This window comes from Kribbella endophytica, from assembly GCF_054781295.1.
This window is the reverse complement of the sequence record NZ_BAAGUR010000001.1, coordinates 1,801,536-1,818,392: the sequence shown is the minus strand read 5'-3', so window position 1 is coordinate 1,818,392 and position 16,857 is coordinate 1,801,536. Positions and strand designations below refer to the sequence as shown.

18 protein-coding genes are annotated in these 16,857 nt (G+C 70.3%); 9 read left to right on the top strand and 9 right to left on the bottom strand.

The features are described 5' to 3' along the window. The first annotated feature begins 50 nt into the window (after positions 1 to 50). Positions 51 to 2,609 (top strand): tetratricopeptide repeat protein, encoded by a 2,559-nt coding sequence (locus tag ACYVIO_RS08755; protein ID WP_460650149.1) that lies wholly within the window; start codon positions 51 to 53, stop codon positions 2,607 to 2,609. Between the two features lie 140 nt (positions 2,610 to 2,749). On the opposite strand, the gene ACYVIO_RS08750 is transcribed toward ACYVIO_RS08755, so the two are convergent. After that, the gene (locus tag ACYVIO_RS08750; protein ID WP_460650148.1) at positions 2,750 to 3,412 is read right to left on the bottom strand and encodes an NAD(P)-dependent oxidoreductase; all 663 of its coding nucleotides are present in this window, start codon (positions 3,410 to 3,412) and stop codon (positions 2,750 to 2,752) included. A 79-nt stretch (positions 3,413 to 3,491) separates the two neighbouring features. On the opposite strand from ACYVIO_RS08750, the gene ACYVIO_RS08745 reads away from it, so the two are divergent. From ACYVIO_RS08745 to ACYVIO_RS08725, 5 genes are all read left to right on the top strand, one after another. Further along, a complete protein-coding gene (locus ACYVIO_RS08745; RefSeq protein ID WP_460650147.1) occupies positions 3,492 to 3,875 on the top strand; it encodes a winged helix-turn-helix transcriptional regulator in 384 nt (127 codons plus the stop codon). 85 nt (positions 3,876 to 3,960) lie between these two features. Beyond that, complete coding sequence (locus ACYVIO_RS08740; protein WP_460650146.1) at positions 3,961 to 4,179, top strand: hypothetical protein; 219 nt, start codon at positions 3,961 to 3,963, stop codon at positions 4,177 to 4,179. A 205-nt stretch (positions 4,180 to 4,384) separates the two neighbouring features. Next, positions 4,385 to 6,361 carry an acetate--CoA ligase gene (gene acs / locus ACYVIO_RS08735; protein WP_460650145.1) on the top strand — a complete coding sequence of 659 codons (1,977 nt, stop codon included), beginning with the start codon at positions 4,385 to 4,387 and terminating at the stop codon, positions 6,359 to 6,361. A gap of 95 nt (positions 6,362 to 6,456) precedes the next feature. Further along, positions 6,457 to 7,110, top strand: coding sequence for a type III secretion system chaperone family protein (locus tag ACYVIO_RS08730; protein ID WP_460650144.1), 654 nt, complete (start codon positions 6,457 to 6,459; stop codon positions 7,108 to 7,110). Beyond that, entirely contained in the window at positions 7,107 to 7,547 is a 441-nt protein-coding gene (locus tag ACYVIO_RS08725; protein WP_460650143.1) for a hypothetical protein, read from the top strand. Before ACYVIO_RS08730 ends, ACYVIO_RS08725 begins: the two co-directional genes overlap by 4 nt. Positions 7,548 to 7,554: 7 nt before the next feature. On the opposite strand, the gene ACYVIO_RS08720 is transcribed toward ACYVIO_RS08725, so the two are convergent. The 3 genes from ACYVIO_RS08720 to ACYVIO_RS08710 form a co-directional block, all read right to left on the bottom strand. Then, positions 7,555 to 8,316, bottom strand: a complete 762-nt coding sequence (locus tag ACYVIO_RS08720; RefSeq protein ID WP_460650142.1) for a GntR family transcriptional regulator — start codon at positions 8,314 to 8,316, stop codon at positions 7,555 to 7,557. A gap of 194 nt (positions 8,317 to 8,510) precedes the next feature. Continuing rightward, the gene (locus tag ACYVIO_RS08715) at positions 8,511 to 9,800 is read right to left on the bottom strand and encodes an ArsB/NhaD family transporter (protein WP_460650141.1); all 1,290 of its coding nucleotides are present in this window, start codon (positions 9,798 to 9,800) and stop codon (positions 8,511 to 8,513) included. A 37-nt stretch (positions 9,801 to 9,837) separates the two neighbouring features. Then, on the bottom strand, positions 9,838 to 10,284 hold the full coding sequence (locus ACYVIO_RS08710) for a CBS domain-containing protein (RefSeq protein WP_460650140.1): 447 nt from the start codon (positions 10,282 to 10,284) through the stop codon (positions 9,838 to 9,840). Positions 10,285 to 10,570: 286 nt separating this feature from the next. On the opposite strand from ACYVIO_RS08710, the gene nhaA reads away from it, so the two are divergent. The 3 genes from nhaA (at position 10,571) to ACYVIO_RS08695 (ending at position 13,161) form a co-directional block, all read left to right on the top strand. Next, positions 10,571 to 11,785, top strand: coding sequence for a Na+/H+ antiporter NhaA (gene nhaA / locus ACYVIO_RS08705; protein WP_460650139.1), 1,215 nt, complete (start codon positions 10,571 to 10,573; stop codon positions 11,783 to 11,785). Between the two features lie 72 nt (positions 11,786 to 11,857). Further along, positions 11,858 to 12,259 carry a phage holin family protein gene (locus tag ACYVIO_RS08700; protein ID WP_184801666.1) on the top strand — a complete coding sequence of 134 codons (402 nt, stop codon included), beginning with the start codon at positions 11,858 to 11,860 and terminating at the stop codon, positions 12,257 to 12,259. Between the two features lie 113 nt (positions 12,260 to 12,372). Beyond that, positions 12,373 to 13,161, top strand: coding sequence for an alpha/beta fold hydrolase (locus ACYVIO_RS08695; protein ID WP_460650138.1), 789 nt, complete (start codon positions 12,373 to 12,375; stop codon positions 13,159 to 13,161). Between the two features lie 32 nt (positions 13,162 to 13,193). Here the strand turns inward: ACYVIO_RS08695 and ACYVIO_RS08690 are convergent, their stop codons facing one another. The 5 genes from ACYVIO_RS08690 to ACYVIO_RS08670 are packed head-to-tail and all read right to left on the bottom strand — an operon-like array spanning position 13,194 to position 16,797. Continuing rightward, positions 13,194 to 13,910, bottom strand: a complete 717-nt coding sequence (locus ACYVIO_RS08690) for a hypothetical protein (protein WP_460650137.1) — start codon at positions 13,908 to 13,910, stop codon at positions 13,194 to 13,196. Then, positions 13,907 to 14,401: a SigE family RNA polymerase sigma factor gene (locus ACYVIO_RS08685; protein ID WP_460650136.1), complete on the bottom strand. Its 495-nt coding sequence runs from the start codon at positions 14,399 to 14,401 to the stop codon at positions 13,907 to 13,909. Before ACYVIO_RS08685 ends, ACYVIO_RS08690 begins: the two co-directional genes overlap by 4 nt. A gap of 58 nt (positions 14,402 to 14,459) precedes the next feature. Beyond that, a complete protein-coding gene (locus ACYVIO_RS08680) occupies positions 14,460 to 15,632 on the bottom strand; it encodes a MarP family serine protease (RefSeq protein ID WP_460650135.1) in 1,173 nt (390 codons plus the stop codon). Then, the gene (locus ACYVIO_RS08675) at positions 15,629 to 16,396 is read right to left on the bottom strand and encodes an NUDIX hydrolase (RefSeq protein ID WP_460650134.1); all 768 of its coding nucleotides are present in this window, start codon (positions 16,394 to 16,396) and stop codon (positions 15,629 to 15,631) included. The genes ACYVIO_RS08680 and ACYVIO_RS08675 overlap by 4 nt, the downstream gene beginning before the upstream one ends. After that, complete coding sequence (locus tag ACYVIO_RS08670; RefSeq protein WP_460652073.1) at positions 16,393 to 16,797, bottom strand: TlpA disulfide reductase family protein; 405 nt, start codon at positions 16,795 to 16,797, stop codon at positions 16,393 to 16,395. Before ACYVIO_RS08670 ends, ACYVIO_RS08675 begins: the two co-directional genes overlap by 4 nt. Positions 16,798 to 16,857: the final 60 nt, after the last annotated feature.

Here is a 16,857-nt window from a genome sequence, read left to right as displayed (position 1 = left end):
ACCGCGGCATCGGACAGACTCGGTGCGCCCGAGCGAGAGGAACCGCCACCGTGGACAGTTCGACGGACGCCTTCACGGCGCTGCCCGACCCCGGGCAGGCCAAGAGCCTGGACGAGCTGGCCGAGCAGTTGCGGCTGCTGAAGGTCTGGGCCGGCAACCCGTCGTACGAGACGATCGCCGGGCGGATCAGCAAGCACTGGCGGGCCGCCGGACGTCCGGAGCACGAGCTGGCGCGGAAGTCGACCGTTGCCGACAGCTTCAAGACCGGTCGCCGCCGGATCAGCAGCGACCTCGTCCTGGCGATCGTGCGGACGCTGCACGACGACGCGGGCTACCTGAACGAGTGGCGGCAGGCCCTGCGGGTGCTGACCGGCGAGCTGCAGGCGGCTGCCCAGGTGAAGGTGCAGGACAGCCTGCCGGAGGACCTGCCCGCGTTCACCGGCCGCGCTGCCGAGCTGGACGCCGTACGGGCCGCACTGACGGCCGGCGGTCCGGTGGTCGTCTCGGCCATCGAGGGGATGGCCGGCGTCGGCAAGACGCAGCTGGCCGTGCACGCGGCACATCTGCTCGCGGACGAGAAGGCCTTCGACCAGGTGCTGTTCGTGAACCTGCGCGGCTTCCACCCTGACCCGGCCGAGCCGCCGGCCGACCCGCACGCCGTACTGGACGGATTCCTGCGGCTGCTCGGGATGTCCGAGCATCAGATCCCGGCCTCGCCCGACGCCCGGATCGATGCCTATCGCAACAGTCTGGTCGGCAGCCGGACCCTCGTGCTGCTCGACAACGCGGCGGACGAGGCGCAGGTCCGCGCGCTGCTGCCGTACGCCGAGGGCTGTCTGACGCTGGTCACCAGCCGCCGGAGTCTGCTCGCGCTGGACGCCGCGACCAGGGTGGCGGTCGACGTGTTCACCCCGGCGGAGGCGATCGACTACCTGGCTGAGGCCGTGCCCGGCTTCGAGGTCGATCCGGATGCCTTGAGCCGGATCGCTGCGCGGTGCGGCTATCTGCCGCTGGCCTTGGGTCTGGTCGCCGGACGGATCCGCGGCAGCTCCGGCTGGACGCTGTCCGATCACGCCGACCGGCTCGAGGAACGACACCGGGAACGCCGGATGGACAGCGACGTGGAGCTCGCGCTCGGCCTGTCGTACCAGCATCTGCCGAGCACCCACCAACGACTCCTGCGGCTCGCCGCGCTGCATCCTGGCCAGGATCTCGACGCCTACGCGGCCGCGGCGCTCACGGAGACAGATCTGGCCACGGCCGAGACGACGTTGCGTGAACTGCACGAGGACCACCTGCTGCAGGCGAACACGCCGGGGCGGTACACCTTCCATGACCTGGTCCGCGCCTATGCCGCCGTACGGGCCGGGGACGAGGAACGGCCGCCGGAGCGGAAGGCCGCGCTGACCCGCGTGTTCGACTACTACCTGGCGACGGCCGCGGCGGCCATGAATGTGCTGCACCCGTCGGAGCGGATGCGTCGGCCGAGCGTTGCGCCGGCTCCCGGCCCCGCGCCGGTCCTGACCGATGCTGCCGCCGCGCTCGACTGGCTGAACGCCGAGCGGGTGACGCTGGTCGCGGTTTCGTCGTACTCGGCCGACCGGGAGTGGCCGGCGCACGCGACGGCGCTCTCGACGACGCTGGTGCGCTACTTCTCCGGCGCCCACAACACGGACGGGGTGACCGTCCACCGGAACGCTCTGCGGGCCGCCGATCGCACCGGCGCTGCCGATCGGGCCAGAGCCCTCACCCATCTCGGCATGCTGGAGTCCGCGCTCGGGCGCGTGGAACAGGCCACCGAGTACTGCGGTGAGGCACTCACCCTCTTCCGTCAGGTCGGCGATCCGCTCGGACAGGCGATCGCGCTCGGCATGATCGGCAACGCGCTCAAGCTGACGGGCCGGTACGACGAGTCCGTCGCGCACCACGAAGAGGCCATCAGTTGGTTCCAGCGGGCCGGAGACCTCACCGGCGAGGCCAGCGCGCTGGTCCACCTCGGCCAGATCGAGGAGCGCCGTGGTCTCTACGAGCAGGCCGCCGGGCGGCACCGGCGAGCACTCGAGCTGTACCAGGCCAGCGGCAGCCTGGCCGGCGAGGCCAACGCGCGCGGCGATTTCGGCGCTGTCCTCGGCAGCCTCGGCCGGTTCGACGAGGCGCTGGAATCCCTCGACACCGCCCTGGAGATCTGGCAGCGCCTCAACTACCGCAGCGGCGAGGCCGCGACGCTGGACAGCATCGGTACGGCGCTGCTCCAGCTCGGCCGGCGTCGCGAGGCGGCGGAGCGCTACGAGCAGAGCCTCACGATCTTCCGGGAGATCGGCGAGAGCGACGGTCAGGTCTGGGCGCTGAACGGCCTCGGTGAGGCGATGCTCGAGGACGGCCAGGCCACCGAGGCCATCGCGCAGCACGCCGAGGCGCTCGCGATCGCGACGGAAAACCGGGCGCCGGACCACATCGCCCGCGCGAACGCGGGGCTCGGGCGAGCCCGCGAGAGCCTCGGCGAGATCGAGCAGGCCCGCCGGCACTACGAGCAGGCAATCACGCTGTACGCCGAACTGGGCTCGCCCGCAGCCGAGGAACTGCGCGAGCGACTCGCGGCCCTGGGCTGACGGCGAGCCGCGCCCGCTTCGCCGCCGCGCGCCGGTCGCGCGCCCCCTCGTCCTCGGCCCCTCACTCGCCGCTGCGCGCCCTGTGCCCGCGCTCTCCGCCCACGCCCCTTCGCCCGCCGCCGCGCGCGCTCCTCCCGGGGTTACGACTCCACGCCGAGGAGGACTCCGTGGTGCTTCGGGTTGTCGATCTCGTCGAGGAGGGCGATTGCCAGGTCGTCGTACGAGATGCGGCTGGTCGCGTTGCCCGGGGCGAAGCGGTAGGAGCCGGTGCGCTCGGGGTTCTCGTGGTCGAAGTCGCCGCTCGGGGTGATCGAGACCCAGTCCGCCTCAGAAGCAGCCAACCGGTTGGTTGCTTGCTGGTGGGCTTCGAAGAAGGCGCGGTACTCCGTGGGGTAGCCGGGCGAGTCCATCAGCAGCGTTCCGTTGTCGGTGGCAAGGATCGACGCGAGGCCGACCCAGACCAGCCGGGTGTTGCCGACTCCTTCGGCCAGGGCCTTGCCTGCCTGCGGGAAGAAGTCGGGCGCTGCGTCGTACACGGCGGCGATCACCGCGTCGTGCTCGGCCGCGAGCCGTGCGACGGCCTCGGAGTCGGTGACGTCGGCGGCGACGACCGTCGGACTGCCACCGCCGGAGGTGGTCGCCGCATCGCGGGGACCGCCGGGGGTGGTCGCCGCATCGCGGGCCGCGGCGTACTTGCTCGGGTTTCGTACGGCGGCGGTGACCTCGTGGCCGCGACGCAGCGCCTCCTCGACCGCCGCACCTCCGGCCCGTCCGCCGGCGCCGAACACCAGGATCCTGCTCATCTTCCGGTCCCCTCTCGTCGTGTCCGGCGAAGGTAGACGGACGGGCGGTTACCGCCCGGATACTGGCTAGGCTGGTGACATGGAGCCGTTGCGCGCGGACATGTTCGACGAGATCTGCCCCTCGACGCTGAACCCGTTCCGGTTCGGCCGGGACAAGTGGGCAGCCCTGGTGATCGCCTGCCTGGAGGACGGCCCGCGCCGCTTCTCCGAGCTCCGCGTCCCGCTGCACCGCGTCACCCCGAAGGTCCTGACCCAGTCCCTGCGCCACCTCGAGCAGGACGGCCTGATCAGCCGCACCGAGTACGCCGTACCGGTACGCCGCGTGGTCTACGAGCTCACCCCGCTCGGCCACAGCATGCTCGGCCCGATCCGCACCGCCTGCCGCTGGACCGCCGACCACTGGGACGAACTCCTCGACGCACGCGAAGCCGAGGTCACCAATTCAGCGACCAGCTCCAGCTAGGCGCCTGGCTCCACGCCCGGGATCACCAGCTAGGCGCCTGGCTCCACGCGGCGGCCCGCGTACGGCGGACGCGGCGCTCGCGGCTGTGCACCCGACGCCGGGCCGCCCGGGAGACGCGGCGCTGGGCACCAGCGAACGGGTGGTCCGCTGGAAGCCCGCCCGCAGGCTGGGCCGCGTGCTGAACGACCGGCTGCACCGGCTGCCCGGCGTACTGAACAACCTGCTGCACCGGCTGCCCGGCGTACTGGGCGACCGGTTGGGCGGCGTACTGGGCTTGCTGGCGCATCGGATCTCCTGGCGGTAGGCGGCACGGATCCGATGCGCGACGCCCTCATCCGGTTCCCGTCACCTCAGGCCGGACCGCGGTGTGACGTCGTTCACTGAACGCCCCGTTCGGCGCAGGAAGAGGTCTACTCAGCGAACCACCAGTACCGCGGGTGGTCTGCCGTTGGTAGAAAGGGGGCGGCGCCCGGGCGCGCCGACCGGCTATCGACGAGGAGTCCGCGACCGTGACCAGTTCCGAGCCACAGTCCCCAGCGCTGTCGAACCTGATGCACGAGGAACGGCGTTTCGACCCGCCGGCCGAGCTCGCCGCGCAGGCGAACGTGAAGGCCGACGCCTACGAGACGGCCGCCGCGGACCTGGAGGGGTTCTGGGCCGAGCAGGCCAAGCGGCTGACCTGGGCGGTCGAGCCGACGCAGACGCTGGACTGGAGCAACCCGCCGTTCGCGAAGTGGTACGCCGACGGCAAGCTCAACGCGGCGTACAACTGCGTCGACCGGCACGTGGAGAACGGCCTGGGCGACCGGGTCGCGTACTACTTCGAGGGCGAGCCGGGTGACACCCGCGAGATCACCTACGCCCAGCTGAAGGACGAGGTCAGCAAGGCCGCGAACGCGCTGCTCGAGCTGAACGTCAAGCCCGGCGACATCGTGGCGATCTACATGCCGATGATCCCCGAGACCGTGGTCGCGATGCTCGCCTGCGCCCGGATCGGCGCCCCGCACACCGTCATCTTCGGCGGCTTCTCCGCGGACGCGCTCAAGGGCCGCATCCTGGACTGCGACGCCCGCGTCGTGATCACCTCCGACGGCGGCTACCGCCGGGGCGCCCCGGCGGCGCTGAAGCCGGCCGTCGACACCGCGCTCGAGGACTGCCCGGACGTGCGCAACGTGCTCGTCGTGAACCGGACCGGCCAGGAGACCGCGATGGTCGAGGGCCGCGACCTGTGGTGGGACGACTTCGTCGGCAAGCAGTCCGAGGAGCACACGCCCGAGGCGTTCGACGCCGAGCACCCGCTGTACGTGATGTACACGTCGGGCAGCACGGGCAAGCCGAAGGGCATCCTGCACACCACCGGCGGCTACCTGGTGGGGACGTCGTACACGCAGTGGGCGGTCTTCGACCTCAAGGCCGACACCGACGTCTACTGGACCGCCGCCGACATCGGCTGGGTCACCGGGCACAGCTACATCGTGTACGGCGCGCTCGCGAACGCGACCACCTCGGTGCTGTACGAGGGCACGCCCGACACCCCGCACCAGGGCCGCTGGTGGGAGATCGTCCAGAAGTACAAGGTCTCGATCCTGTACTGCGCGCCGACCGCGATCCGGACCTTCATGAAGTGGGGCAAGGAGATCCCGGCCAAGTTCGACCTGTCCACGCTGCGCGTGATCGGGTCGGTCGGTGAGCCGATCAACCCCGAGGCCTACATCTGGTACCGGGAGAACATCGGCGGCAACAACGCGCCGGTGGTCGACACCTGGTGGCAGACCGAGACCGGCATGCACATGATCTCCCCGCTGCCGGGCGTCACGTCCGGCAAGCCGGGCGCCGCGATGAAGGCGATCCCGGGTGTGAGCGTCGACGTCGTCGACGACGCGGGCAAGTCGGTGCCGAACGGTTCCGGCGGTTACCTGATCATCGACAAGCCGTGGCCGGCGATGCTGCGCACGCTGTGGGGCGACGACGAGCGCTTCAAGGAGACGTACTGGTCGCGCTGGCCGGGCGTGTACTTCGCGGGCGACGGCGCCAAGAAGGACGAGGACGGCGACATCTGGCTGCTCGGCCGGGTCGACGACGTGATGAACGTGTCGGGCCACCGGCTGTCCACGACCGAGATCGAGTCGGCGCTGGTCTCGCACCCGAAGGTCGCCGAGGCGGCCGTGGTCGGCGCTTCCGACCCGACGACGGGTCAGGCGATCGCGGCGTTCGTGATCCTGCGCTCGGAGGCCGGCGACGGCGGGCCGGACGTCGTACAGGAGCTCCGCAACCACGTCGCCAAGGAGATCGGCCCGATCGCGAAGCCGCGCCAGATTATGGTCGTCGCCGAGCTGCCCAAGACCCGTTCGGGCAAGATCATGCGCCGCCTGCTCCGCGACGTCGCCGAGAACCGCGAGGTCGGCGACGTCACCACCCTGGCCGACTCCACGGTGATGGACCTGATCAAGACCAACCTCGAGTCCGGCAAGGCCGACGAGGACTGATCGACCGCCCACAGCCTGTACGCCGCCGAGCTCGGCGGCGTACAGGCTGTTCGGGTGTGGTCGAAGTGAGCCGCACCGCCCCCTAGCCTGAGCTGGTGGGAAACCTGGAGGCGCGGCGGATCTCGAAGACCAACGACGAGCGGGCGGCGTTGGCGGCCCGGCGTGGCTGGGGCTTCGCGCCGGCGGGGCCTGAACTGGTGGACCGGTGGCGGTACGCGTTGCCGTTCAGTCTGCGCGGGAAGGACGAACTCGCGTTCGGGGTGGTCAGCGGGCGGCACTACGGGCTGCGGTTCACGGCGTTCGACTACCACCGTCAGGTCACGCTGGAGGCGGTGCGCGACGCCTGGAAGGACGGGGAGGTGCCGAAAGCGGGCGCCGTACGGATCAACACGGTGTGGGTGATCGAGCTGCCGGCGAAGGTGCCGTGGTTCCAGATCGTGGAGCAGGTCGACCCGGCGTACGACGTCACAGGCTTGCCGGAGCCGATCACTCCGAACCCGAACTTCAACCGCTGGTACCGGCTGGTGAACACCGACCCGCAGGTGGCCGCCCAGGTCCTGCACCCGGCGCTGACGAAGTACCTGCGCAAGAGCAAGCTGCGCACCTGGGCGCTGATGCACAACGAACTGCTCTTCACCACGTTCCCGATCTTCACCCGCACCAAGCCCGACGACCTGGTCGAAACCCTCGACAGGCTGGCCGGTCTGATCTCGCTCCTGCCGCTCCCCGCCCTCGAGGAGTACCGATGACCGCCCTGGTAGCCATCCTCCACGCCGGCCTGGCCGCCGCGTGGGTCGGCGGCATGGCCTACTCCCTGTTCGTCATCCAGCCGAAGCTCGCGAAGTTCTACGCCCGCGACGCCGAGTCCCGCGAGGCCCTCACCATAATCATTGCCTCAGGCAACCGCTGGAAGGTGCTCGGCCTGATCGGCGTCATCGCCGCCAGCGGCCTCGTCCTGCTGCTGCTCGACACCGACCACTGGTGGATCCACGGCGTGAAAGCCGTCCTGCTCCTCGCCGCGAGCGCGATCTTCTGGCACGTCTCCTGGCGCCACTGGCCCCACCGAGTCTTCGCCACCTCAGCCGAGGTCCCGACGTACCAGCGCCGCCTGCGCCTCCTGGCCACCATCATGCTCGCCCTCGCCGGCACGGCGTTCGCCCTCGGCGTCGCCGCGGCGCACATTTGATACTTGATCAGGTTGTTCGGTACGCGACGGTGATGTCGTAGCGGTCGGAGCGGTACGTCGAGCGGCCGCACTCGATGACGTCGCCGGTGGCGGTGCGGGGGGCCGAGGTGATGATCAGGCACGGGGTGGTCGGCTCGATGCCGAGGAGCGCGGCGTCCTCGGGGGTGTCGGGTGGGGCGGCGACGATCGAGGCGGAGACCATGCCGAGGGAGACGCCGAAGCGGGCCGCCAGTTCGCCGTACAGGGAGAGCTCGTCGAAGGAGAGCGCGTCGAGGCCCGGGTAGCGGTTCAGCGAGAGGTTGGTGCGCTCGATGGCCATCGGCTCGCCGTCGGCGGTGCGGAGGCGGACGAGGTGGAGGACGGGCGTGCCGACCGGCACCTCCAGCTCGGCGGCGAGGGTCGCGTCGGCGGCACCTACGCGGTGCTCGAGGACCTTCGCGCCGGGCGTGATGCCGCGGGCGCGCATGTCCTCGCTGAACGACGACGCGAGCAGCTTGTTCGGGCGTGGTTCGGCGACGAATGTGCCCCCGCCGGGACGCCGCGCGGCCAGGCCCTCGGCGACGACGCGGTCGACCTCCTGGCGGACCGTCATCCGGGCCACCCCGAACCGCTCGGCCAGCACCCGCTCCGACGGCAGCACGGTCCCGGCCGACAGGCTCCGGGTGAGGCGCTCCAGGATCTCGCGGATCTGGTCCCCCTTCGGCCGGTCGGTCCGCAGCTCGGTGGGGAGCTCGGCGAGGTCGCCGGGGTTGTTCCTTGGGCGGGCCATGGTGTCGTGTTCCCTGGGGATCTGGCCGGCAAACCGGTTGCCGGGACTCGGTCGTTCGTCATCGTTGCGGTCGGTCGACCGTTCACCGACAGTACTGGCCGGAGCCCCAGGACGGCCAGCGATCATCCTCGCAAACGCAGGCCCCCGCGTCGAGCGGCGGAGGGTGTGATCCGCACGGGAAAACGCTCGCCCGATCAACCCAGTACGAAGTACCGCAGCCACAAGTACGGCGCGGCGACCACGATCGTGATCGCCATCATCACCACTCCCTTGCGGGTGAACTCCCAGAACGAGATCGGGTGCCCGGCCCGCAGCGCCAGCCCGATCACGACCACGTTGGCGCTGGCCCCGACCGCGGTGGCGTTACCGCCGAAGTCCGCACCGATCGCGAGGGCCCACCACAGTGCATCGGCCTGGGTCGGGTCCGGAATGCTCTTGGTCAGCTCCAGCACGACGGGGCTCATCGTCGCGACGTACGGAATGTTGTCGACGATTCCGGACAGGACGGCCGACACGACCAGGATCAGCATCACCGCGAACAGCGCCCGGCCCTCGGTGATGTCTTGGACCTTGCCGGCCAGCGTCCCGATCACCCCGGTCTTCACCAGCGCGCCGACCATGATGAACAGCCCGGCGAAGAACAGCAGGGTCTGCCACTCCACGGCGCTCATGTAGTCGCGGGTGGCGACCCCGGAGATCAGCACCAGTACGCCGGCGCCGAGCAGTGCGACCACCGACGGCTCGACGTGGAACACCGAGTGCCCCACGAAGCCGACCAGTACGGCGGCCAGGACGATGCCGCTCTTCACCAGCAGCCGCTTGTCCTCGATCGCCTCCCGCTCGTTCAGGCGCATCACGTTCTCGACCCTGGCCGGGTCGACCGTGAACGAGCCACGGAACAGCCACGGCACCACCAGGCAGAACACGATCATCTCGATCACGACCAGCGGCGCCATGTGGATCAGGAAGTCGTTGAAGGTCAGGCCGGACCGGCTGGCGATGATGATGTTCGGCGGGTCGCCGATCAGCGTCGCGGCGCCACCGATGTTGGACGCCATCACCTCCGCGATCAGGAACGGCACCGGGTTGATCCCGAGCCGCTCACAGACCAGCAGCGTGACCGGCGCGATCAGCAGCACGGTGGTCACGTTGTCGAGGAACGCCGAGGCCAGCGCCGTGATCAGGGTGAGCAGCAGCATCACCCGCAGCGGCGACCCCTTGGCCCGTTTGGCCGCCCAGATCGCGATGTACTCGAACACACCGGTCCGGCGCAGGATGCCGACGATCACCATCATCCCGAGCAGCAGGAAGATGACGTCCCAGTCGACGCCGGTCTCGTGCGAGTAGAACGCGTGCTCGGAATCGGTCACGCCGAGCGCGAGCAGCACGGCCGCACCGCCGAGCGCCGCGAGCAGCTTGTGGGTCCACTCGGTCGCGATCAGCACGTAGGCGATCACGAACACGATCACCGCGATGACGGTCATCGGGTCACCTCCAGGTGACCACGAGGCCGTACGGCGCTCAGTGCGGCTGGACGACCAGCTCGAGCAGCCGCGAGGCGCTGATCGCCCCGGTGATCGCCTTGTCCTTCACGACCGCGACCAGCGGGCAGCGCAGCCGGGCCATGATCGCCGCGACTTCCAGCACCGTGTCGTCGTGGTTCACCACCGGCAGTTCGGCGTGCTCCGCCGGCAGGAGCTTGCGGACCGTGACACCGCTCAGCTTGTCGGCGACCTGGTCGGCCAACGACTCGTCGATCACCCGGGCCAGCGACGGGTCGTCCTGCACGTAGCTGGGCACCAGGAAGCGGACCACCTGGGAAGCCGGGAGCACCGAGTACGGGCTGCCCTTCTCGTCGACCACGATCAGCCCGGGCAGTCGGCGCGAGGCCAGCAGCTCGACCGCCTCGAGCGCATCGCTGTCCAGACCGACTACCGGAAACTCCTCGGCCATCTGTTCTGCGTGCACTCCTGCAGCGTACGCGGCAGTGGCGCGCCGGGGTGAGGTCACTCACAACCTTCTGACAGGACTCGGGCCGTGCCACAGCGCCTCCAGGATCGTCGACCGGCCCGCACCCCGGTCGGGGACGGGCACTGCCGACCAGACTTCCCGGCGCTCCAGCGGTAAGCCTCTCCCATCGAGGAGCCGGGCGCAATCACCGCCGATCGCCTAGACTGGTGCCGAACGCAACACGGTGTGCCGGGAAGTCTGGTCGGCGAGTCGTCCGACCGATCCCGGAACGAAAGGGTTGTTCATGCCCCGAGTCACGCCTGTCCGCCGCCGTCGTCGTGCGTTCCCCCGCGTCCTGGCCGGTGAACGCGCCTTCCTGGCCGACACCCTGCGCGCGGAGACCACCGGTGGTCTGCTGCTGCTGGGCGCGGCCGTGATCGCGCTGATCTGGGCCAACTCCCCCTGGCAGGACGCCTATCACCACCTGCGCGAGGTGCAGCTGGGTCCGCTGACGGTCGAAGCCTGGACGGCCGACGGCGCGCTGGCCCTCTTCTTCTACCTGGCCGGGGTCGAGCTCAAGCGGGAACTTGTCGTCGGCACCTTGTCGAAGTTGAGCGAGGCCGTCGTACCGGTGGTCGCCGCCCTGGCGGGAATGGTGCTTCCGGCAATCATCTACGTGGTGGTCAACCTGACCGCGGCCGACGGCCGGACCGAGGGCTGGGCCGTGCCGACCGCGACCGACATCGCGTTCGCGCTCGCGGTGCTGGCGATCGTCGGGTCCTCACTGCCGGGAGCGTTGCGGGCGTTCCTGCTGACGCTGGCGGTCGTCGACGACTTCGGCGCCATTCTGGTGATCGCGGTGTTCTTCTCGCACGGGTTCCACCTGATCGCGCTGCTGGCCGCGCTGGCGCTGATCGCGGTCTTCGCCGTGCTGCAGCGGTTCCGGATCCGGACGCCACTGCTGTACGTCCCGGTGGCGCTCGGTGCCTGGTGGTTCATGCACGAGTCGGGCATCCACGCGACGATCGCCGGGGTCGCGCTCGGCCTGGTCACCCGGGTGGTCGCCGATCCCGGCGAGCACCACGCACCGGCCGAGCGGATCGAGCACCGGCTGCGGCCGTGGTCCGCCGGGCTGGCCGTGCCGCTGTTCGCCCTGTTCGCTGCCGGGGTGACACTGAGCGGCGGTGCGGTCCGGGAGATGCTCACCGACCCGGTCGCCATCGGCATCGTCGCCGGGCTGGTGGTCGGCAAGTTCCTGGGCGTCTTCGGCGGAGCCTGGCTGACGGCACGGTTCACCCGCGCCGAGCTCAACTCGGACCTTGCTTGGCGCGACGTCGCGGCCGTCTCGGTGCTGGCCGGGATCGGGTTCACGGTCGCGCTGCTGATCGCGCAGCTCGCGTTCGCCGGCGACATCGCCCAGGTCGAGCGCGCGAAGGCCGCCGTACTGGTCGCGTCGCTGCTGGCCGCGCTGATCGCGTCCGTGCTGCTGTTCAAGCGCAACCGCGTGTACGCCGACTGAACCGATCTGGTGCGGGTACCGGCTGTTCGTCGTACGCGACGGTAGGGTCGGGGCAGGGACGGAAGGAGCGCCATGTCGATGGGGCAAGAGGACGAGCCGACGGTCGGGCAGCTCGTCGCGAACGCCAGCCGGGATCTGTCCAGCCTGGTGCGCAGCGAGATCGAGCTGGGCAAGGCCGAGCTGAAGAAGACCGCGGTGAAGGCCGGGACCGGGGCCGGGCTGTTCGGCGGCGCCGCGTTCCTCGGGCTGCTCGCGATCATCCTGCTGTCCATCGCCGCGGCGTACGGCGTCAGCGCGCTCGGGTTGCACCCGGCGCTGGCGTTCCTGATCGTGGCGGTGGTGTACCTGCTGATCGCCGCCGTCCTCGTGCTGATCGGCAAGAACCAGCTCGGCCAGGCGAAGGGCCCGCAGCGCGCGATCGAGACCTCGAAGGAGTCGGTCGAGGCGCTCAAGGCGGTCGGGAAGGGCGACTGAGCCCCGCCGGAGTCTCCGACCTGCTCGTCGACGGGCCCTGGTCGCACGCCCTGGTCGCGGCCAACGGGGCCCGGTTCCACGTCGCCGAGTGCGGTACGGCGGACGATCCCCTGGTGCTGTTCCTGCACGGCTTCCCCGAGTTCTGGTGGGCCTGGCGGCACCAGCTGCCGGTCGTCGCCGCGGCCGGGTACCGGGCGGTCGCGATGGATCTGCGCGGGTACGGCGCGAGCGACAAGACGCCGCGCGGGTACGACCCGTTCACGGTGTCGGCCGACGTGTCCGGCGTGATCCGCTCGCTCGGCGCGTCGGAGGCGGTCGTGGTCGGGCACGGCTGGGGCGGGTTCGTCGCGTGGTCGGCCGCCGTACTGGCTTCTCGGCAGGTCCGGGCGGTGGCGGCTGTGTCGGCGCCGCACCCGTTGATGCTGCTGCGGTCGGGGCGGCCGCGGGCGGCGGCTCAGGTCGGGTGGTTCCAGCTGCCGATCCTGCCCGAGCGGCGGTTGCTGGCGCACGACGGGATTCATATCGAGCAGCTGCTGCGGGCGTGGGCTGCGCCGGGCGGGGACTTCCCGGATGCGGAGGCGTCGCGGCGGTACCGGGCGGCGCTGCAGGTCTGGCCGGCGCCGCACTGTGCGCTGGAGTACCACCGGTGGTTCGTGCGGTCTCGGCTGCGGACGGACGGGCGGCGGTACTCGGCGCGGATGCGCGAGCCGATCGACGTACCGGTTCTGCAGGTGCATGGTGGGTTGGATGGTGCTGTCGCGCCGGCGAGCTGGATCACGCCGCCGGAGCTCATCACCGCGCCGCTGCGGCACGAGGTGCTGACGACGGTCGGGCACTTCCCGCACGAGGAGGCGCCGGACCAGTTCACCGAGGTCCTGCTGGACTGGCTGGGGACGGTCTAGGAGATTATTGGGCGACGGGTCGCCGGGACGGTCTAGGAGATCGCTTCCGGGCCGACTGTTCCGGTGACCTTCCAGTCGCCGGCCTTCTGGTCGAGGCGGAAGGTGAGCCACCGCGCGGACAGGCACCCGCGCCAGATGCCCGCGTCGATCTCGACGTGGCCGGAGGTCCGGACGATCGAGCCGACATTGACGTACGGCCCGCCTGCGTCCGGAGCGCAGGGGTCGGCAGCCGTCGGGCGCTTCGCGATCCACTCCACCTTCGTCGGTGCCAGCAGCGTCCTGATCCCGGCTTTCTCGGCGTCGGTGAAGGGCTTGCCGCGAGCACCGCCCTCGTTCTCCTGTGGTGCATCAATGACGTAGTACGTCGCGGCGCCGGGTTCGCGCTCGACGATGCCCGCGACCGCGGCGGCCCAGATGCGGATCTCTTCAGCCGGCAGCGCGAGGCCCAGGGGGTCGTCTGTGCTCGTGCTGGGCGTGTTCGGTGTGGCGGCCGGGAAGTTGGTGGGTTGCGGGAGGTTCTGCCGGACGACGACCGCGCCGCCGAACACGATCACCACCGCCGCCGCCCCGGCGAGCACCGGAGTGAACCGGCGGTTTCCGGATCGGCCGGCACCCGACACGCCGTGGCTTCCGGCCCTCGACCCGCCCGACGGGATCTTGATTGCCTCAGGCAAGTGTTCGACCTGATTCTCCTTCTCCGCAAAGGTTTCGCGCAGCAGGTCGCCGAGCTCGTCGTCGGACTTGGTCATCTCGTCGCTCCTAGGTCGGCGCGCAGGGCCGCCAGGCCCCGGGCCGCGTTGGACCGCACGGTGCTCGCCGTACAGCCGAGCACGCTCGCGATCTCGTCGTCCGGAAGATCCTCGTAGTACCGCAGGACCAGTACGGCGCGTTGCCGGCGCGGCAGCTTCGCGAGCAGTCGCCAGGCGGCGTCACGCTCGACCTGCCGGCCGCTCACGTCCTCGGTCGACGGTGTCTCGTCGAGCTCGGCCAGCGGCAGCTCGCGGTTCTTCAGCCGGCGCCGCCAGCTGAGGAACTCGTTCACCACCATCGTCCGCAGGTACGCCTCCGGGTGCTCCAGCCGCCCGATCCGCTTCCACTTGCGATGGGCGCGGGCGAACACGGTCTGCACCAGGTCCTCGGCGGTGTGCACGTTCCCCGCCAGCATCAGCGCGACCCGCAGCAGCCGTCGCTCGCTCGACCGCACCACGTCGTCGAACCCCGAAGCCACCTCGCTGGTCACCGTCACACTCTCCCAACGCCGCAGCCCACTTGATCTGCTGCATCGCCGGAAGAAGTTTTTAGGTGCAAGTACGCGTGGAGACTTCCTTTGTCGCCTTGTTGCCCTGGTCTGCCGCCTCGGCCACCTGGGCGGCGGTGAGGACGTAGCCCGTGCGGTTGTCCTCGACCGAGGCGGCGAAGACGACGCCGTACACGGTGCCTCGGGTGGAGATGAGAGGCCCGCCGGAGTTGCCGGGGCGGACCGAGGCCCAGATCGAGAACGCCTTGCGGGTGACCGTGCGGTCGCCGTAGATGTCCGGGCCGCGGAGGCGTTCCTCCGAGCGGATCCGGGCCGGCTCGGAGTTGAACGGGCCGTTCTCCGGATACCCCAGTACGACGGACGCCGCGTCGGCCTTGCCGCTGTCGTCGAAGACCAGCGGCTGGGCGTTCAGCTTCGGCACGTACAGCACCGCGACGTCGACCTCGGGATCGAACAGCACCACCGTCGCGTCGTACGAACGCTTGTCGACCTCGACCTTCGGGTTCTCGACGCCCGCCACGACATGCGCGTTGGTCATCACGCGTTGCGGCGCGTAGACGAAACCGGACCCCTCGAGACCGCGCGAGCAGTTCGCGACGCCGGTCACCTTCGCGATCCGGCTGAACGCCGCCTTGACCGCCGGCGTCCGACCGATCCCGCCGTCCGGCGGCTGGGTCTCGCGGATCCGCTCCGGCACGAACGGGTCGAGGAAGCGGGGGAACAGATCGGTGTTCACCACGTCGTTGAACGCCTGCAGCGCCTGGTCAGCGCGGTTCGGCAGCACCTCGTCGACCTTGGCGAGCACCTGCGAGCCGCGCACCGCCGACGTGACGTCCGGGATCCGCGCACCGCTCACCGCGACGCCGAGCACCCACGAGACGACCAGCACCGAGGCGGCGGCCAGCACAGCACCGCCGAGCGCATCGACGGCCTTGACGGGTTTCCAGGAGATCTTGTTTCTCAGCCGCGACCCGAGCAGCGCGCCGATCGTCCGCCCGACCGAGGCCAGCAGGATCACCAGCACCAGCGCGGCGAACGAGACCTCGACGCTCGGCGAGAAGTTGTCCAGGATCTTCGGTACGCCGTACACGCCGACAGCCGCGCCGGCCAGCAGGCCGAGCGTCGCGCAGGCACCGAGGATGAAGCCCTCGACGTACCCGGAGATGGCCACCAGCACGGTGACCGCCACCAGCACCCAATCGAGAATGCTCACTCCACACCCTCCGGACGCCCCAAGTCGTGTTCGATGGCAGTCAGCCGCCGCTCCTCCTGCGACCGCTGCCCCTCACTCCGCCAGGCCGCCTCGACCAGTCGGTCGGGCAACGGTACGACGTGAGCCGGGTCCCAGTCGCGCGCCCAGCCGCCGAGCAGCAGCATTTTGTCCAGCAGACCGGCGGTGAAGCCCCAGATGAACAGGTCGTCGATCACGAACGCCGGCCCGGTGAAACCGGACGGGTGGACGCAGTTGACGCGGTTCGCCGGGTCGGCCAGCGCGGAGAGCGCGACGCGGTGCACCGAGGCGACCTCGGCCGGGTCGACGACCGCGACCGGAGACGGTTCGCGCCACCAGGCGAGCACCGGGGAGACGCCGAAGTTGCTGACCGGGACCCAGAGCGCGGGCCACACCGCGAACACCTCGACGCCGGTCGGGTCGAGCCCGGTCTCCTCCTCGGCCTCGCGCAACGCCGTACGGATCAGGCCCTCGACGCCGGTGCCGTCCTCCTCGTCGCTGCGGCCGCCGGGGAACGCCATCTGGCCGGCGTGCGAGCGCAGCGTCCAGGAGCGTTCGGTGAGCAGTACGTCGGGACCGTCGGTGTCGTTGCCGTCGGCAAGCAAGATGAGGACGGCGGACTCGCGGACGGCCGGGTCGTCGGGTGGGAGGAACCGCGAAAGCTCGTTGGGATCAACGGATTTCGAGGCCGTGAGCAACTGGTTGAGCCAGGCCGGCAGGTCGGTGTCGAACGTCGTCGCGGTCACAGGTCGACCCCCAGTTTGTCCTTCACCAGCTGGTCGAGCTCCTGCTGGGACTTCAGTACGCCGCGATGCACGTAGACGACCTTCCCGTCCTGGTCGACGAACGCGGTCAACGGCGGTCCGCCGACCTTGAGCGGCTGCTGAACGGCCTTGTCCGCGTCGACCAGGTGCGGGTAGGCGAGGCCGTTCTGCCCGGCGAACTCGACCGCCAGCTCGCGCCGCGGATCGGCGTAGTCGATGCCGATCAGCTTCAGCTTCCCGGCGGACTTCTTCTGCAACTCGGCGAGGAACGGCGCTTCCTCGCGACACGGGCCGCACCACTGCGCCCAGACGTTGACCACGAGCGGACCACGCAAGTCAGCCAGCCGAATATCGGGACCGTCCCCCAGGCACGGCAAACTCACATCAGGTAGGCCGCCGCTGACCGGCGGCTTGGAAGGCTCAACCTCACAAGCCAACGCTTG